Source organism: Thermodesulfobacteriota bacterium (assembly GCA_040757775.1).
Taxonomy (GTDB): domain Bacteria; phylum Desulfobacterota; class UBA8473; order UBA8473; family UBA8473; genus UBA8473.
Window position 1 is genome coordinate 115,561 of the sequence record JBFLWQ010000004.1, and the last position, 15,350, is coordinate 130,910.

General features: G+C 43.8%; 17 protein-coding genes. 1 reads left to right on the forward strand and 16 read right to left on the reverse strand.

Features of this window, described 5'->3' with window-relative positions:
* Positions 1-88 precede the first annotated feature (88 nt).
* The 13 genes from AB1401_04130 to AB1401_04190 form a co-directional block, all read right to left on the reverse strand.
* Positions 89-433 (reverse strand): M48 family metallopeptidase, encoded by a 345-nt coding sequence (locus AB1401_04130; protein ID MEW6614635.1) that lies wholly within the window; start codon positions 431-433, stop codon positions 89-91.
* Positions 430-3,348, reverse strand: coding sequence for an HsdR family type I site-specific deoxyribonuclease (locus AB1401_04135; protein MEW6614636.1), 2,919 nt, complete (start codon positions 3,346-3,348; stop codon positions 430-432). The genes AB1401_04130 and AB1401_04135 overlap by 4 nt, the downstream gene beginning before the upstream one ends.
* Before the next feature lie 45 nt (positions 3,349-3,393).
* Positions 3,394-3,921 (reverse strand): ORF6N domain-containing protein, encoded by a 528-nt coding sequence (locus AB1401_04140; protein ID MEW6614637.1) that lies wholly within the window; start codon positions 3,919-3,921, stop codon positions 3,394-3,396.
* 196 nt (positions 3,922-4,117) lie between these two features.
* The gene (locus tag AB1401_04145) at positions 4,118-4,636 is read right to left on the reverse strand and encodes a DUF4145 domain-containing protein (GenBank protein ID MEW6614638.1); all 519 of its coding nucleotides are present in this window, start codon (positions 4,634-4,636) and stop codon (positions 4,118-4,120) included.
* 6 nt (positions 4,637-4,642) lie between these two features.
* A complete protein-coding gene (locus AB1401_04150; GenBank protein ID MEW6614639.1) occupies positions 4,643-5,284 on the reverse strand; it encodes a DUF5343 domain-containing protein in 642 nt (213 codons plus the stop codon).
* 232 nt (positions 5,285-5,516) lie between these two features.
* Positions 5,517-6,674: a restriction endonuclease subunit S gene (locus AB1401_04155; protein MEW6614640.1), complete on the reverse strand. Its 1,158-nt coding sequence runs from the start codon at positions 6,672-6,674 to the stop codon at positions 5,517-5,519.
* 35 nt (positions 6,675-6,709) lie between these two features.
* A complete protein-coding gene (locus AB1401_04160; GenBank protein ID MEW6614641.1) occupies positions 6,710-6,955 on the reverse strand; it encodes a winged helix-turn-helix transcriptional regulator in 246 nt (81 codons plus the stop codon).
* A gap of 113 nt (positions 6,956-7,068) precedes the next feature.
* Positions 7,069-7,704, reverse strand: a complete 636-nt coding sequence (locus AB1401_04165; GenBank protein MEW6614642.1) for an ImmA/IrrE family metallo-endopeptidase — start codon at positions 7,702-7,704, stop codon at positions 7,069-7,071.
* Between the two features lies 1 nt (position 7,705).
* Positions 7,706-8,071, reverse strand: coding sequence for a helix-turn-helix transcriptional regulator (locus tag AB1401_04170; protein MEW6614643.1), 366 nt, complete (start codon positions 8,069-8,071; stop codon positions 7,706-7,708).
* A 105-nt stretch (positions 8,072-8,176) separates the two neighbouring features.
* The gene (locus AB1401_04175; protein ID MEW6614644.1) at positions 8,177-9,997 is read right to left on the reverse strand and encodes an N-6 DNA methylase; all 1,821 of its coding nucleotides are present in this window, start codon (positions 9,995-9,997) and stop codon (positions 8,177-8,179) included.
* 162 nt (positions 9,998-10,159) lie between these two features.
* On the reverse strand, positions 10,160-10,840 hold the full coding sequence (locus AB1401_04180; GenBank protein ID MEW6614645.1) for a thymidylate synthase: 681 nt from the start codon (positions 10,838-10,840) through the stop codon (positions 10,160-10,162).
* A 47-nt stretch (positions 10,841-10,887) separates the two neighbouring features.
* Complete coding sequence (locus tag AB1401_04185; protein MEW6614646.1) at positions 10,888-11,586, reverse strand: glycerophosphodiester phosphodiesterase family protein; 699 nt, start codon at positions 11,584-11,586, stop codon at positions 10,888-10,890.
* A gap of 84 nt (positions 11,587-11,670) precedes the next feature.
* The gene (locus AB1401_04190; GenBank protein ID MEW6614647.1) at positions 11,671-13,098 is read right to left on the reverse strand and encodes a CoA-binding protein; all 1,428 of its coding nucleotides are present in this window, start codon (positions 13,096-13,098) and stop codon (positions 11,671-11,673) included.
* Between the two features lie 171 nt (positions 13,099-13,269).
* On the opposite strand from AB1401_04190, the gene AB1401_04195 reads away from it, so the two are divergent.
* Complete coding sequence (locus AB1401_04195; GenBank protein ID MEW6614648.1) at positions 13,270-13,455, forward strand: hypothetical protein; 186 nt, start codon at positions 13,270-13,272, stop codon at positions 13,453-13,455.
* 188 nt (positions 13,456-13,643) lie between these two features.
* Here the strand turns inward: AB1401_04195 and AB1401_04200 are convergent, their stop codons facing one another.
* The 3 genes from AB1401_04200 to AB1401_04210 form a co-directional block, all read right to left on the reverse strand.
* Positions 13,644-13,799, reverse strand: coding sequence for a hypothetical protein (locus tag AB1401_04200; protein MEW6614649.1), 156 nt, complete (start codon positions 13,797-13,799; stop codon positions 13,644-13,646).
* A 66-nt stretch (positions 13,800-13,865) separates the two neighbouring features.
* Positions 13,866-14,798, reverse strand: a complete 933-nt coding sequence (gene trxB, locus AB1401_04205) for a thioredoxin-disulfide reductase (GenBank protein MEW6614650.1) — start codon at positions 14,796-14,798, stop codon at positions 13,866-13,868.
* A 22-nt stretch (positions 14,799-14,820) separates the two neighbouring features.
* Positions 14,821-15,249, reverse strand: a complete 429-nt coding sequence (locus tag AB1401_04210; protein ID MEW6614651.1) for a CoA-binding protein — start codon at positions 15,247-15,249, stop codon at positions 14,821-14,823.
* Positions 15,250-15,350: the final 101 nt, after the last annotated feature.

A 15,350-nucleotide genomic window follows, 5' to 3' on the forward strand; every position in this document is an offset into this window, starting at 1 on the left:
CTGATAAATCCCTTTATTTAGAGCCTCTTGGAACGCTAAGCGATTTGTGAATCAACAGCCCATTCCTTCGCAAATTGTATCACAACGTCTATATTTCTCTTTCTAACTTAGTGTTCCGTTGTTTTAGTATATTTCCCCAGTCAGGTAGGTATGCACTCATTAGACTTTTAAATAGCCTGCCATGATTAGGAATCTGTAAATGCAGCAGCTCGTGAATTATCACATATTTCTGAAAATCTATTGGTTCTTTAAGAAGATCGGTACTGAAGCATACCAACCCTTTTGAAGAACAGGATGCCCACTTCTTTTTCATAGTCTGAATTCTAAGCTGCCGGGGTCTAACTTTTATCTTTTCAACCCATCGGTTGACTTCAGCCTTAAATTCATCAAAATTATTTAGCCTTTCTTTATGGTTACTTTTTTTCGGTGTCATTTGCGGTTCAGTTTCAAAAGTTTTTCAACTATCCCGACCATGCGTTCTTTTCCAAAAATGGGAAGTACCAGCTTGTAAAGTTCAGCCTTGAGTTCTCGCAGCTCTGCTGGATTGTCCTTAAAGTCCGGGAATCGTTCAAACACACTGTTAACTGCCGGTGCAATCTTTTTATGATTCTCTATCTTTTCTTGCTTGAGAATCCAGAAAATCGTAAATGTATTGATATCAAAGTCTGTTTCTTTCTGCTGTCGCCGGGCTTCAACAATCTCATGAATAAGCTCTTCGATTTTTTTTAGAGCTTGTTTAGTTGATATCTGCCGGTCATCGAATGCTTCCTGAATCTGCTCAGCACGCTCACCTATTGTCCTGAGGTATGGGTTTTCTTCTGCTTCATCGTTGACGGTTTTGCCGATGCTGTTTATCAGGTTTATTACCTTTGATTTGTCTGATGTACCGCTATCCTTTATTGCATGAAGAGTGTTTTCGTCAATCTTCACTACCGGCATTGTGGTCTTCAGCCCGTAGGTGGTGACCTTTTCCCGCACCAGCAGCTCGGTTTTTCTGGCGATATCACTATATAAAACGGTCTTTTTTTTAAAGGCATTGTGGACAATCTGATAGAGTACAGAAAGCTTCCCAAAATCATCTACATAATCTCGCAAATCAGGCGATGGGGATAATATTTCATAAAGCATTTCGAGCTCTTTGAAAAACTTGTAAAATTCTTCTCTTGCCTCTTGATCAACAAAAGCATCTATTGCAGCCTCGACTGCTTTGTCATCAATCATGCCGCGGGTCAGAGCAAGATACTTCTGAGCTTCACCGGTCATGAGATCAAAAAATTGTGCTTTAAGCACGTCAAGATTCTTGATAACACCGCTTACCACGTCAGAATCAAAGGCGAGGGCCTTTTCCAGTTTTTCAAATATCCCCACAAAGTCTACCACCAGCCCGCAGGGTTTCTTGATGTCGCCTTCCTCCTCATAGGGACGATTTACCCTCGCAATGGCCTGCAGCAGCACATGATCTCTCATGGGCTTATCGAGATACATGCCGTAAAGTATTGGGGCATCAAAACCGGTCAGGAGTTTATCGGTAACAATAAATATCTTGGGTATGGTTTTCGGTTTGGGGAAAAGCTTACGGGCATTTTTTTCCTCAATCTCTGAGAGCTGGTATTTATGCACCAGAGGATATTTTTCACTGTCATGTTGGGTGGCAGTGTATACCGGTAAGGTGTATTCGGGAGGCAGAATCTTATCAAGTTCCTCTTTATACAGCGCGCAGGCCTCACGGTCAACTGCTACAAGAAATGCCTTATAACCCAAAGGTTCAATAGATTCCTTGAAATGCTGAGCAACAAAGGCAGAAACCTTTCTTATCCTGTCTTCTGATTTTAAAAATGTTTTGAGATTGACTGCCTTATCAAGAATTTTGTTCAGTTCTTCAACATCACTGATCCCTTCAGCATCTATCAGTTCAAGGAATTCTTTTTCGAGCTGCTCCCGAGGCACACGAATATCATTGGGCGCAAGCGTATAATTGAGCGAAAGGGTTGTGCCGTCTTCTATAGACTCGGCGATAGAGTATTTATCCAAATAGCCGGTTTTGTCCTCTTTACCGAAAATCTTGAATGTGCCCTTACCGTATGCTGTTTTGTCAATCGGGGTGCCGGTAAATCCAATCAGGGTTGCATTGGGGAGAGCTCCTACCATGTAGTTTCCGAGGTCCCTTCCTAAAGACCGGTGCGCTTCATCCACCAGCACAATAACATTATCCCTGGTACAGATACCCTTATCGATTCTCTCAAACTTATGAATCATGGAGATGATCAGCCCGCGGAAATCTGATACAAGTAACTCCCTCAGACGTGCCTTGCTGGTAGCAGGTTCAATGCTAATATCAAATGATTTTAATTCACCAAGTATCCGCTCCACCCATCCAGAAAGCTGTCCTTCAAGCTCATTGCGGTCAATCATCAGAATAACCGTTGCTTTACCGAAAACCTCCTTGTTTGTAAGAATCTGCCGCGCCGCAGTAATCATGGTAAAGGTTTTCCCTGCCCCCTGGGTATGCCACACTAGCCCGGTCTTCTTGCCCCTATCAGCACACCGCTGCACTACCTTCTCAACCGCCCGGGTCTGATGCTGTCGCAAAATTGTTTTTTTCAGCTCATCATCCTTCACATAAAACAGTATCCACTCTTTCAACATCTTCAGGAACCGTTCCCTGTCAAAAAAGTGTTTAACCTTTTTCTCAAAATTTCCCTTCTCTTCATCTTTCCAGTTAAAGATATCCTTGCGTTCAAGGTTCCATGTGGAGCCGTAATAAAAGTCAATTAAGTGGGTGATGTCAAACACCTGCGGAGCAGTAAGCATCTCCGGTGTTTCATTGTGATATTCCCGTATCTGAATCAAAGCCTCCTCAATAGCATTTGCCTTCTTGGCGCTTTTGGTTTCAACAATGGCAACCGGTATGCCATTAATAAGAAACATGATGTCTGCCCGGTTTGTTTCTCTGCCGTTGGCATACTGCCATTCATCAGTAACCTGAAAAATATTTTTCGTAACATCCTTAAAATCAACCACCGTTATATTCCGGCGCCGCTTCTCTTTTTCATCATAGATACTCTGCTCACCCCGCAACCATGATAGGACCTCTGCATTCCCTTCGATGTTGTTACGCACCGCCTCTATATCTCTAACAATTTCAGGAGCGCTTTCCCCGGTCACCAATCCAGGGTTCAGTTTGATAAGTTTATCTTGAATGACGCGGTAAAACAGTGTCCCGTTTTCCCCCATTCTTAATGTAAGGGCATCGTCGCTTGAAACGATCTGCCAACCGATCTCACTTGCATATTTGATGATCGGCTGCTGAACAGTGGATGTTTCGGTACCAAGGTTTACAGGCATCATGATTTAACTCGAATATCTATGTGGCGTTTGAATGTTTTACAAAGTTTATCCTTGCCTTTTCTTGGCCTTTCCACCGTAGGAAACTCTTTGTTCCTTCACCTCAAAACCAATCCTTTTTCTTGGTTTTTCAGGAGGCTGCATTAAGGCGCGGATGGCATCAAAAACAATTTTAAATTGATCGTCATATTTCTTTTCCAGTTCTTTTATTTTAAATTCAAGGTCTTTGTGTACAGTTAACATCTGTCGGAGACTGACGAATGCTCGCATAATTTCGACATTGACATCTATTGCTCGTTCACTTTTTAGCACACTCGACAGCATTGCCACTCCCTGTTCTGTAAATGCTCTCGGCAGTACAGAAGAGTGTTTGAGTCGCCGTAACCGGTCACAATTTGTGACCAGTTCATCTTTTTCCTTTTTTGTCAGCCGAAACATAAAATCTGCTGGAAATCTTCGCGCGTTTCGTGAGACAGCCTGATTTAGAACTTTTGTTGCCACACTGTAAAGGGTGGCGAGATCAATATCCAATATTACTCTTTGTCCACGAATTAAAAAAATTGCCTGCTCAATTATTTTTACTGGGGCTGTCGTACCTTCCGATAGATAATAATTTCATTTTTATTGTCTGAAATCATAATTTAACTCGAATAGCTACGGGGCTTTTGAATGTTTTGCGAAAGACTATCCATATATTTATCTGGCTGGCGTCAAAGCTCACCTACCGCTATGGAGTTCAAGCGGAATAGCGCTCAGGTGGAGCATTCCGGTCCTATTTTAGTTTAGCCAAGTAAATAAATTCCTGGCAGACAGTTCGGAAATCAGGTATCAGCTTATCAATATCCTCCCTGTGGGCGTTGTATCGACGGCTGTGCGCAGATTGATCACCAATGGACTTCAGGCTTGGTAATGCTCTTTTTGTGTTGCGTCCTAGATTCCATAATGGTTCCTGAAGTGCCTTGGAAATAAGGTCAGAAAGGTAGAGAAAATCACCGGTTTTATGATCTTTGATCTTGTGAGCTAGGTTGTGGGCTTCGAAAGACTCGATGATTAGAGTTTCCAGGAGTCTCCGCATCATAACGGCACAGCCATCGAACCAGCCATTTTCATAACACCCATTGATTTGGTCAACTACCCGCTCGATATACCCTCGGGTATTTGTGAACAGAGCGCGTGGGAGAACGCTCTGACTTCGTGGACGCGTTCCTTCTGAGGGAGGAACGTAGGTTACGGGTGCCTCCGATTGGATCTTCTTTGCTATTTCGAGCACTTGGCGAGCGAGTGATGCCATTGGTCATTATTTCCTGTATATATGTTTTGCAATACTCTCAAATATCTTGTCTATCTGGTCTGGCGTCGCGTCTGACGAGATATGAATCTGCAGGTTGATGTTTACTCCCGGCAAGGCGGGAGTATCACCTAGAGAGGGCACGGGATGGATGGCTTGTGAAGTACTCGATGGAGCGGATTTCTTCTTATCGGCTTTGGCAGTACCCTTCCGTGTGGTGGCACGCTCCTTTTGCCTTTCCTTCTGTAGTTTTTTCGATACGTCGCCTTCAGAGATGACTGTATATATTGCGGCCATGCGTTTGACTGCCGCACTTCCAGCGCCGGTATGGTTGGCAAACCATCGTTCTGCGGCGCTGCGATCTATGGACGGATTTGGCACTGCGGCAATTAACTCATCAGGATAAATTTCCTTACGTATCTTTCGGCAGACCTCAGCATATTGCTCATCGTCACGCCACGCTTTCGCCAATTCCTGAGTTTTTCCTTCGTTGTCAATCAGACCCATATCCTTCAAATATGGAAGCACATTAGTGCGGGCAGACATGGGCTGCGTGCTAAGTGCAGTGGCAAGGTAATTATCCGTTACGACGCCGGGCATGCTCTGCCTGAACCGTTCCCGGAGTGTCCACCAGTGCGCAACCGGGAGCATTGGAAATGATTGCGGTTTCTCTTTTGCCATCTTTTCCTCCTTTAGGACTGCCTGCTGGCAATCCTACGTTAATTAATTTTTCTGTTGTCTCTTCTATTTACCCCGTTAGAAAGGCCCAGTGTGAAAGAAATTCCCTCGCAACCTAAAGGTTGCGGCTACCTACTACTACCAATTTTGTGTACTTATGTTGTTTCCCCAAATATGGTAGCCGCAGGCTTGGTAGCCGCAGGCTTCAGCCTGCGGATTCTTCCGATAAATCAACCTCCAAATCCCTCACCCTAATCTCTCCGGTCATCAGTTTGTTCAGCATGGTTTTGAACAGGTCTTGAAGGGCAGATTTCTTTTCCTCGCAAAGTTGTATCTTTTCCTCAAGTGTTTTAAGAATATGAGCAATTTCCAATTGATCGTTAACGGTCGGAAGAGGAACGGCAAATTTTTTTAAGGAAGCCCATGATGTTCTCGGATGATTTAATCCCCCTGTTGTTTGGATAGCATAGTCAAGAAATTTTTGTAAATGCAATAATCCTACAATGAAGACCGCCGGAACATCTTTCGCCGGAGTTAAAACCAAAATATCCGTTGAACAAATGCCATAATTATTAACAACCACAGCTTTATCCAAATAGGGCCGAAGCTTACCGTAAAGTATGTCATTAGGTGCAAACTGATGTTTAGCGCTCTGAACCTCAGATGGTGAGCCGTGTCGCTTCAAGAAAAATCTCCCAGACTCAATGTGTTCCAAGCCAATATAGACTTTGGTTTGACATTCATTAGGAACACAAGTTTCTTTTTTAAGTACACACAATTTCTCCAAAGTACCAACCTCCCAACTCTCCGGTATCCTACCGATCTCCGTCTCCTTGGTTTTTTCACCTCGCAAGCCATAGGTAAAGACATGCTGCATGGTTGATTTTTTCAGTTCTTGCAGGCGCTCGATAATGGATTCCTGAACCTCAATTGCCTGTTGAATTTTAAAAAGAATGGCAGCGATTTTTTGCTGTTCGGGGAGAGAAGGGAGAAGACATTCAAGCTTGTAAACATCTTCTCTGTTTAAACCCGGAATGGTGCTATGCAAGTTCATCTCGCACAATCCAAAGGTGCTCAAGAAAAAAGCCATAAAGCGCCAATCATGATCTTTCCTTAAAGCAACATAATAAGTGGTGTCTATAGGCCAGAAGTCAGATGTTGAGAAATGCACAGCGCCACAGGAACCTTTCCGGCCAACAATAATGCCTGGGCCATTTACTAACGCTTCATTGTGGAACCCAACAACCCCATTCGAGCCAAAAACAGGATGGTCCCCTGCTAACCTGTCATTCTTTGGCAAAGCCTTGCCATATTGCAGCGATATTTCATTACCTAAATAGGTCTTTATCCAGTCAGATCGCATCTCATTATTTCCCTTGCTTAATTCCAATCTTCATTTTATTCAACTTCCCAATACCCGCCTTTATCCGGGCCGATACGTTTTAACCTTCCTTCCTTTTTTAACTTGGCTATGTGAACCTTTATTGTGTTCGGACTTGTACCCAGCAGCGATGCTATATCATGCCTCGTTACTTTTGGATTATTCTTCATCACCGCTATAATTTTCTCGTCAAATGTCATTTTCTGGGTATCTTTCTGGGTGGCCTTGAACACCGTTACCCTGAACCCCTCGACACCGTTCATCCTGAGGTTTATCGAAGGAATAAATAGTGCTCAGGGCAGGCCAGCTACACAGCCTCCTGTGGGGGTTAAGGTGGTGGTCATAGAGGTATTTAATGCTCCGAGTCATAACTGTGTTACAATTCAGATGGTGGCCATAAGCCCTCCCTTTTTACCCTGATTTCGATAACGTCTGTTGAAATTCCAAAAGGTCTACACAACGTTGGCGAAATTCGTGATAATACTGCGTCAGAATCAGTTTTCATAAAGGTGGTTAAATTATTTTTCTTTATGGTTTCATAGGATTTATTTACTTCTACTGCCAGATGCGCGTGGGGCACCAGCAAGCGTCCTGCAAATTCATTGGCCTGCCATTCAAAGCTGCGATATTCATTTTCCGGCACATTGAGAATAAAGTTTTTCCACTCCTCCGGTGATGTAACATCGAGTCTTGTATAGATATCCCTGTGGAGAAAAAGGTGTCCCAGTTCATGGGCAAATGAAAAACGCATGCGGTTTGCAAATTTCTCACTCATATAACAGTCATAATCTACTACGATTCCCGTTAAGTCCATTTTTAAATAGGCGTCTATATCAATCGTAGACAGAAGGTTATGTATTGGTTCGATATCCAGTCTGAGCCCGAACTCCACAATTTTTTCCGTATTGATCGGTAACTTGTTGTCGTGCCAGTATTCTTCTCGAACCCTATCCGCTTTTTCCCAGAGTTCTTTTGAATCAATCCACCTGCACTTGAACTCACTATAATCCAAATTACTCTTTCCCCTTTTTTATCATCTGAATTAATTTTTCTAAGTCTTCCAGGGTAGGTTTTTCACTCCTGAGCGTTCTGAAAAACATGGGCAAAGAATTTAATGCCTTTGTATCAGATAGAATGTCCTGAGGGATAACGCCAGCAGTGATACTTGCCTTGTCTTTCATTTCCCTCCACAAGACCGATTCGAATTCAATATCCAGCGCCAGAGCAATTTTTTTTAATTTTCCCTCATCCTGAGGAGGTGCAAGCACACCGCGCTCCACTTTACTCCAATTGCTGGCATCTACTTCAATCATTTTGCAAAACTCTCTCAGGCCCAGCCCCTTGCTTAGCCTCTTCTCTTTAATAAATTCTCCAAACATGGCCTTTTCTCCCTTCTTTCCCTTTTATTTCTTTTTTATCCGGGATTGTGGTAAATATTTTACCATGTGGTAAAAGTAACACCACAGGGGAGAAAAGTCAAGCCATTATTTTCCGAACCCCATCTTTCTGAAAATCTCTTGGAGCTCCTCATCTGCTTCATCTGCTTTCTTCTCCAGCCCCACAAGTTCTTCCAAAATTGCCGGAATGCTTCGGTAGGCTTCCTTTTCGGTAATATCAACATATCGTGAGGGTGAAAGGTTATAATCATTGTCTGCTGCCTGCTCTCGCGTGATTACCTTTAAAAACCGTTCAATATCCTCACCTTTAATAAAAGCGTCTGCTATTTTACGGATACTTTCATCAGGAATATAGTTCTTTGGCTGCCCTTTCTTGAATTCCCGGCTGGCATTAACCAGGACAATTTTGCCCTTTCGTGCGGGCGGCTTGGCTTTATTGAATACTATGATTATTCCCGCAGCCGTGGTATTATAGAAAAGGTTATCCGGCAGTAAGATAACCCCTTCGATCAAATCATTATCCACAAACCATTTGCGAATCTTTTTTTCTCGGTCCTCGGTCTTACTCCCGCTGCCCCGGGTAACTGCCCCGGTGTCAATGACAACTGCAGCACGGCCATGATCATTCAACGATGCAACTGTATTTTGCAGCCATGCCCAGTCTGCTTTGCTGGTAGTAATACCGCCCTGGGATTCAAAACGGTCAAAAGGATCATTGTCATATACTGCTGTATTAAAAGGCTGATTCCACATAGGATTTGAAACAACAATATCGAACTTCTTCAGGCTTGAATCAGACTGCTTGAATTTGGGATTGGTCATGGAATTGCCGCGAACGATCTCGCCCTCCATGTCGTGGACCACCATATTCATCCGGGCAATAGCATAGCTCGAGCCGGTAAGCTCCTGTCCGTAGAGCTTTAAAGGACGCCGCACCTTGATTTCCCGTTCCTGTAGCGCAAGCTCGCACTTGATCAGAAGCCCGGCCGACCCGCAGGCATAGTCATAAACTTCCTCACCCTGACGCGGCCGCACAATATAGGCCATGAGCCACCCAACTTCTGTCGGCGTAAAAAACTCACCCGCACTCTGTCCCTGCCCCTCAGCAAATTTTCTCAACAGATATTCATAGGCACGGCCAAGAAAATCCGGCTCTACATCATAGAGGCCAAGACGGTATCGGGGGTCAGAAATTGTTTCGATCACACCGGACAATGCAGCATCGCTGATTTCGCGCTCATTGTTGCGGGTTTCATTATAATCAACAATATCGATTACCCCGCTGAGATTCGGGTTATGCTTTGTAATAGCTCGCATGGTTATGGTTAGCTGTTCGCCAAGAGTTTTGGGCTTTCGGTCCCATGACCAGTCAAACTGCTCCCGGCCACTCACTACCGGCCACCGTGCCTCAGGTGGTATAAAGAAGCGCACCAAGCCGTGGTCAGCTTCAATAATTGAGAGGGCTGTCTCTTTGTCTCCATATCTTTCTGCTAACCGTTCAACCTCATCTTCGAATACATCGGAAAGCCGTTTAATAAATATCAGGGGAAGGATATAATCCTTAAATTTGGGTGCATCCTTTTCCCCCCGAATAGAGCAGGCTGCGCTCCAGAGCATCTGCTCCATGGACTTTGTACTTAAAATATCCTCTTTGGATTTCCGGCGACGTCTAGATTGAAAGGTCTGGTTATTTTCACTATTTGTTAGCGCGCTTTGATCAATGCCCGACTGCTCAATTAAGTCCAAAATAGCTTCTCTGGCTTTTCCCCGGGGGATTATCCTCTCGTTTTCCCAGCGGTTAACCGTCGCGAATGAAACGCCAAGTTTTGCTGCAAGCTCTTCCTGGCTCAAGTTCAGCATGACCCTCAGTTCTTTTACAACTTTACTTATGTCACGTATATCAAGCATACCCACTCCGTAATATATGTTATAATGCTATAGCATATATAAAATATCTTGTCAAGCATTTTCTAACATATTCTTATTCCCTCTCTTTCCAAAAACCTCCTCAAAGCAAAAAACCCCACTCTCATTTTGAGAAGCAGGGTTTCTGCTACCGGTATGCCATCTTTACCCTCTTATGGTACCTTCCATCCTGTAGGTTCTGATCTTTGCCAGATCAAAGGAGTAATCATATAAGTGCAGTCCCTTTGAACTGGCAATTATTTCTCCGTCCTCCACTCCAATCTCAGACGCCATATATTCCTTAAGTATCTGGATGGCAGCCAGATTGGATGGAAATCCTGCCCACAAATCCCATGATCTAAAATACAGGGCAAAGTGGAGTTTTCCATCCTTTACTTTTGTGTCGATCAGGCGGAGGCATGGCGGATCCTCTGTTCCGCAATCCTCCGGTCTCCCGATTTCCATTGCTGCCTGGTTTGTCCCATGCCCTTTCTTATACATCTCTATTACCTTCTCGACCTGCTTAAAACCGAATAGCCTTTGACCATAAGTATAGGTCTCATTTGGCTCTACCTTGTCAGTCATGAGGTATGGAAGGTACTGCTCGACGTATTCCATGGTTGTTGGAGGAGGAATGCCAAGCCCGGGAGGGATATCAGGGATAAGCGGTCTCGCCCCAGGGTGTTTTATATGAACGGTGATGTAATCAAACTCCCTTCTGACAGCCCCTTCATAACTTCCCTTTGTGATTTTGTAATTATTCCCGACTTCAAGTATCCGTGCTATACATTGAAACCAGGCATCGGGCAGATCTCTGGCTTCTATTAATACTGGTTTTAGATTCATTCTGCTTCTCCCATAGAATTCTTGCTTTATTCGTGGTAACTGGTGATCTAACCTTTTGTTTTAACAACTCGCTCCGGGTAGTCTGTAAATACCCCGTCAACCCCAAGCAACTCCATGCGTGCGATGTCTTCGGGGTCATTTACGGTAAACACAAATACTTTTAGCCCGCGTTTGTGGGCATCATTGACAAAAAACTCATCTATGAAGTCAATGGACAGGTGTACCGAATAGCAGCCCAGTCTTTCGGCAAATGCTGCATTATCAACAGGGAGACCTACGATAAGTGCACCGGTAAGTACTTTAGAATCAAGCTTCTTCGCATTAAGCAGCTCGCGGTGATTAAACGACGACACTAATATACTTTCATAGCCCCAACCCTGGTCAAGCTGTTTCCTGATTAAAGAGACTACAGGCTTCGTAGTTTGGAATCCCTTCAGTTCTATATTCAAGCCAGCCCTACCATTGACGATTGCGAATACCTCTTCTAGCGTTGGAATCTTCTGGCCTTTTCCAGCGTTGAGTGAACGCAGATATCCGAATGTCTTATCGTTTATATATCCAGTACCATCAGTTGTGCGTTCGAGCCGATTGTCATGAATAACGATTAAGTGGCCGTCCACAAAGCAGACATCTATCTCTACCCACGATGCCCCCAGGCTGATAGCCTTTTCTATCGAAAGAAGGGTGTTTTCAGGTTCGTGTCCCATGGCACCGCGATGGCCTATGCAGAGCAATTCACCTCTCATAACATATCCTTACATAATTTTCCTGGATAATACCATATAGGTACCTTGGTTTGCAAATACAAGTCGACATTTTAAGTAACAACCTTATGGGTTATGAAGCCTGGAATAGATGTCAACATTTGCAATAGCCCTTGCTGCCCGTTCAAAGGTGGGATAGGCAGGTATCCCTGCGTGGGAGAGTGTCCTTTCGAACTCCAATCTTTCTGCAATGACTGAACCATGGGGGGAGAGCAATACAATAGGTTTGTATTTAGTTTTTTTGAAGTTTGCAATAATCTCAAGTGTATCCTGGAATATCTTCTTTGATGCTAACCCGACGAGAAAATCTACCGGGACCTGGATTATGAGAATATCTATAAGGGGGTCATCTAGTACTAATTCTATCGTATTACTGAGTATCTCAGTAATGCCCCCAACGGAACCCATATCTAGGGGATTTCGCAGTATGCTGCCTGCTTTAGGGATGATAGTCTTGAGCTTAGCCCTTGTCTCATCGGTGAAAGGGGGGACCTCCATACCCTGACTGGTAAAGGCATCGCTGGATGTAACGCTTGCCCCACCACCAGCACCGTAGAGTCCGGCGATGACGGCAACACGATTTCCACAAAATCGAGGAAGGTGTAAAAAGGCTAAGATAGTATCAACCAACTCCTCGTGGCTCTCTACCTTAATTGCACCAGCCTGCTTCAGAGCTGCCTTCCATATTATATCGGAACCGGCAAGTGAGGCACTATGAGATGCTGCTGTCTGAGCACCAGCAGGAGTTTTTCCTCCCTTCCAGATAATCAAAGGCTTGGTTTTTGAGATTTCCTTAATCAGTCTAAAGAGGCGTTGGCTATCTTTTGCTCCCTCTAAATAGGCGCCGATGATTTTCGTCTCCGGATCGAGTGCGAAATACTCCAGATAATCACAGTTATCAAGATCACACCCGTTTCCGAAACTGACCACCTTGCTAAAGCAAATCCCCCGTCTTATCCCTTCGTCAATTAGATTACCAGCAACTCCACCACTGTGGGAGATGAACCCTACTGTGCCGGCCTCTGCCGGGAAGTGCATAGGACCATAAGGCATATGGCATGCAGGGGAATACACTCCGATGCAGTTTGGGCCAATAATCCGGAATCCGTTTTCTCTGGCTTTTCTAGCCATCTCTTTCTCCAACCTGCGTCCCTCTTCCTCTCCGGTTTCGGAAAACCCTGCGGTGAAGATCTGAACAGTCTTTACACCCTTTGTTGCACACTCGTCAAGCAAATCGAGTATAAATCTTGCAGGGATTGAGACAATAACGTAGTCAACGTCAGCCGGGATTGATGTGAGTTTAGGGTAACTTCTAAGCCCAAGTATTTTATTCTCAGTTGGATTGACGGGATAAAGCGGTCCTTCAAACCTTGAATCTATCAAGGCTTGAAGGTATCTCGTTCCAAATTTCAGCTTGTCGTTGGAGGCACCAACTACAGCGATGGATCCGGGATAGAAGATAGACTCAAACTCTTCCAGTTTTCTTTGATCCAAGATGCCCTCCTTTTTGAAGGAATTCTATGTAATAAAAGGGAGCCGCTTGTAGTGTGCTATATGTGAAAGATGGTTATATGTCAAGGGAATTTGTTTTTTTCTTTTGACATATCATTGCTTTTATGATAAGTTATCTCAGAATTCAATGTTATATATTGTGAGGTGATGAAGATGTATGGTGTCATTCATAAAAAGGACTGCAGCAAGGTAAAGAAAGACGATGCGGATGAACCTCAGGTAAAACCATGCCCCAAATGCGGGGAAGATTTTGTAAGAATGCATGCCTATGCTTTTAATCCGCTATTAATGCGGACAGGGCCAAGACCCTGGACAGAAAGAAAAGACGCCAATTTCTGAGCTGAGGCAGACGAGAGTGCCAGTATGTGGTACTGTAATTTTTGTGGATATACCAGCGGCGGCAGGCCTGGAGACTGGATGGTATAACCAGCCTGGGATATTGGGTTAAGGATTTCCAAGGGTTTTGCTGGAATTAAGAGAGAAGAGGGGTATTATTCCTTCAGTAACCTACTGGGAGAGGATTAACATCACCCTCCTCGCCATGATTCTATTCCATAGTAAAGGATTCCTTCCAGATAGTCATCCCAGTCCGAGTCTAATTCATTAATTTTGGGTTTGCTAAAAATTCCATCCTGACCTTTATCGGCTGAAGAATTTTCAATTAAATCTTTTTCTTTTTCCATATGTCACGCCTCTTTTACTTCATCAAACTATCCATTACCTCTTTGACAAAGCCCCCTGTATCTGTATCAGGGTTTCATATCCTCTATATATTTTTCAGCAGCAAATGCTGCGGTTGCTCCGTCTCCAACGGCTGTAGCGATTTGCCTTAAAAGCTTTACTCTTACATCCCCTGCTGCGAATATGCCTGGGACAGATGTCTTCATCTCATCATCAGTTATTATAAATCCTCTTTCATCCAGGGCGACACTGCCTTTCAAAAATTCTGTATTTGGTTTAATCCCAACATACATAAAGACACCACCTACCTCTAGCCTGGATAAGGTATTTGTTTTAACATTTCGTAATGATATGGCATTAACCGTTTGATTGCCCTCAATCCTGTCCGGTACAGTGTTCCATACAAATTCTATCTTTTCGTTTTTAAATGCCCTCTCTTGTATAATCTTATCTGCCCTTAACTGGTCTCTGCGATGAACAATATAGACCTTTTTGGCGTATTTTGTTAAAAATATCCCTTCTTCAACAGCCGAATTGCCACCTCCGATTACTGCTATATCCAGCCCACGGAAGAAAGGCCCATCGCATGTGGCACAATATGAAACCCCTCTCCCTCTCAGTTCAATTTCGCCTTTTATTCCCATTTCATTGGGTTTAGACCCTGAAGCTATTATCAATGCCCTGCACGAAAATTCCCTATCACTGAGCTTTATCTGCTTGATATTGCTCTTGTCCGCACTTACACTCTCCACATCCCCGGTCAGTATCTCTAAGCCAAATCTCTTTGCCTGTCCCTCCATGTTCTGTATCAGTTCTGGTCCATTTATCCCATCCTTAAAACCGGGGTAGTTCTCCACCATTTCAGTGGTTACAACCTGTCCTCCAACGACCATTTTCTCAATCATGAGGGATTTTAGTCTTGATCTGCATGTATAGAGCCCTGCCGTTAACCCTGCCGGCCCACCTCCAACTATTATTACATCGTAATCGGTAGTACTCATTTTCGAACCTTCCTGACTTACGCTAACCAAAAAGATTTTGATGGTCTTTCTTTATACACCTGTCCATTACTACCTTAATCCCTGCTTTACGTGCCAACTCGGCTGCTTCTTTGTTGATCACACCTTCCTGCATCCATACTACTTTCGCCCTTTTTTCTATAGCTTCCTTAACAATTTCTAAGACTGCTTCGGGTTTTCTAAATATATCAACTATATCTATTTCAAATGGGACTTCAAGAAGACTGGGATACACCTTTTCCCCCAGGATATCTTTCCCCAGAGGACGTATGGGAATAACCCTGAACCCTTTCGACTGTAAATAATATGCCACCTGATAACTGGGTCTATCCTCCTTTAGGGATAAGCCAACCACAGCAATAGTCTTATAATTCTTTAATATGTCCTTAATTTCCCTGGGAAGAAGATCTCTGTCATTTTCCTTTTGTCCCATTTATCATCCCTCAGCGATTGCAGATTGTGAATTTCAGATTTTGGAATTTCTTTTCCCCTTCCGAAATTAACTTGAGATTTGTTAGTTATAACTTACAACAC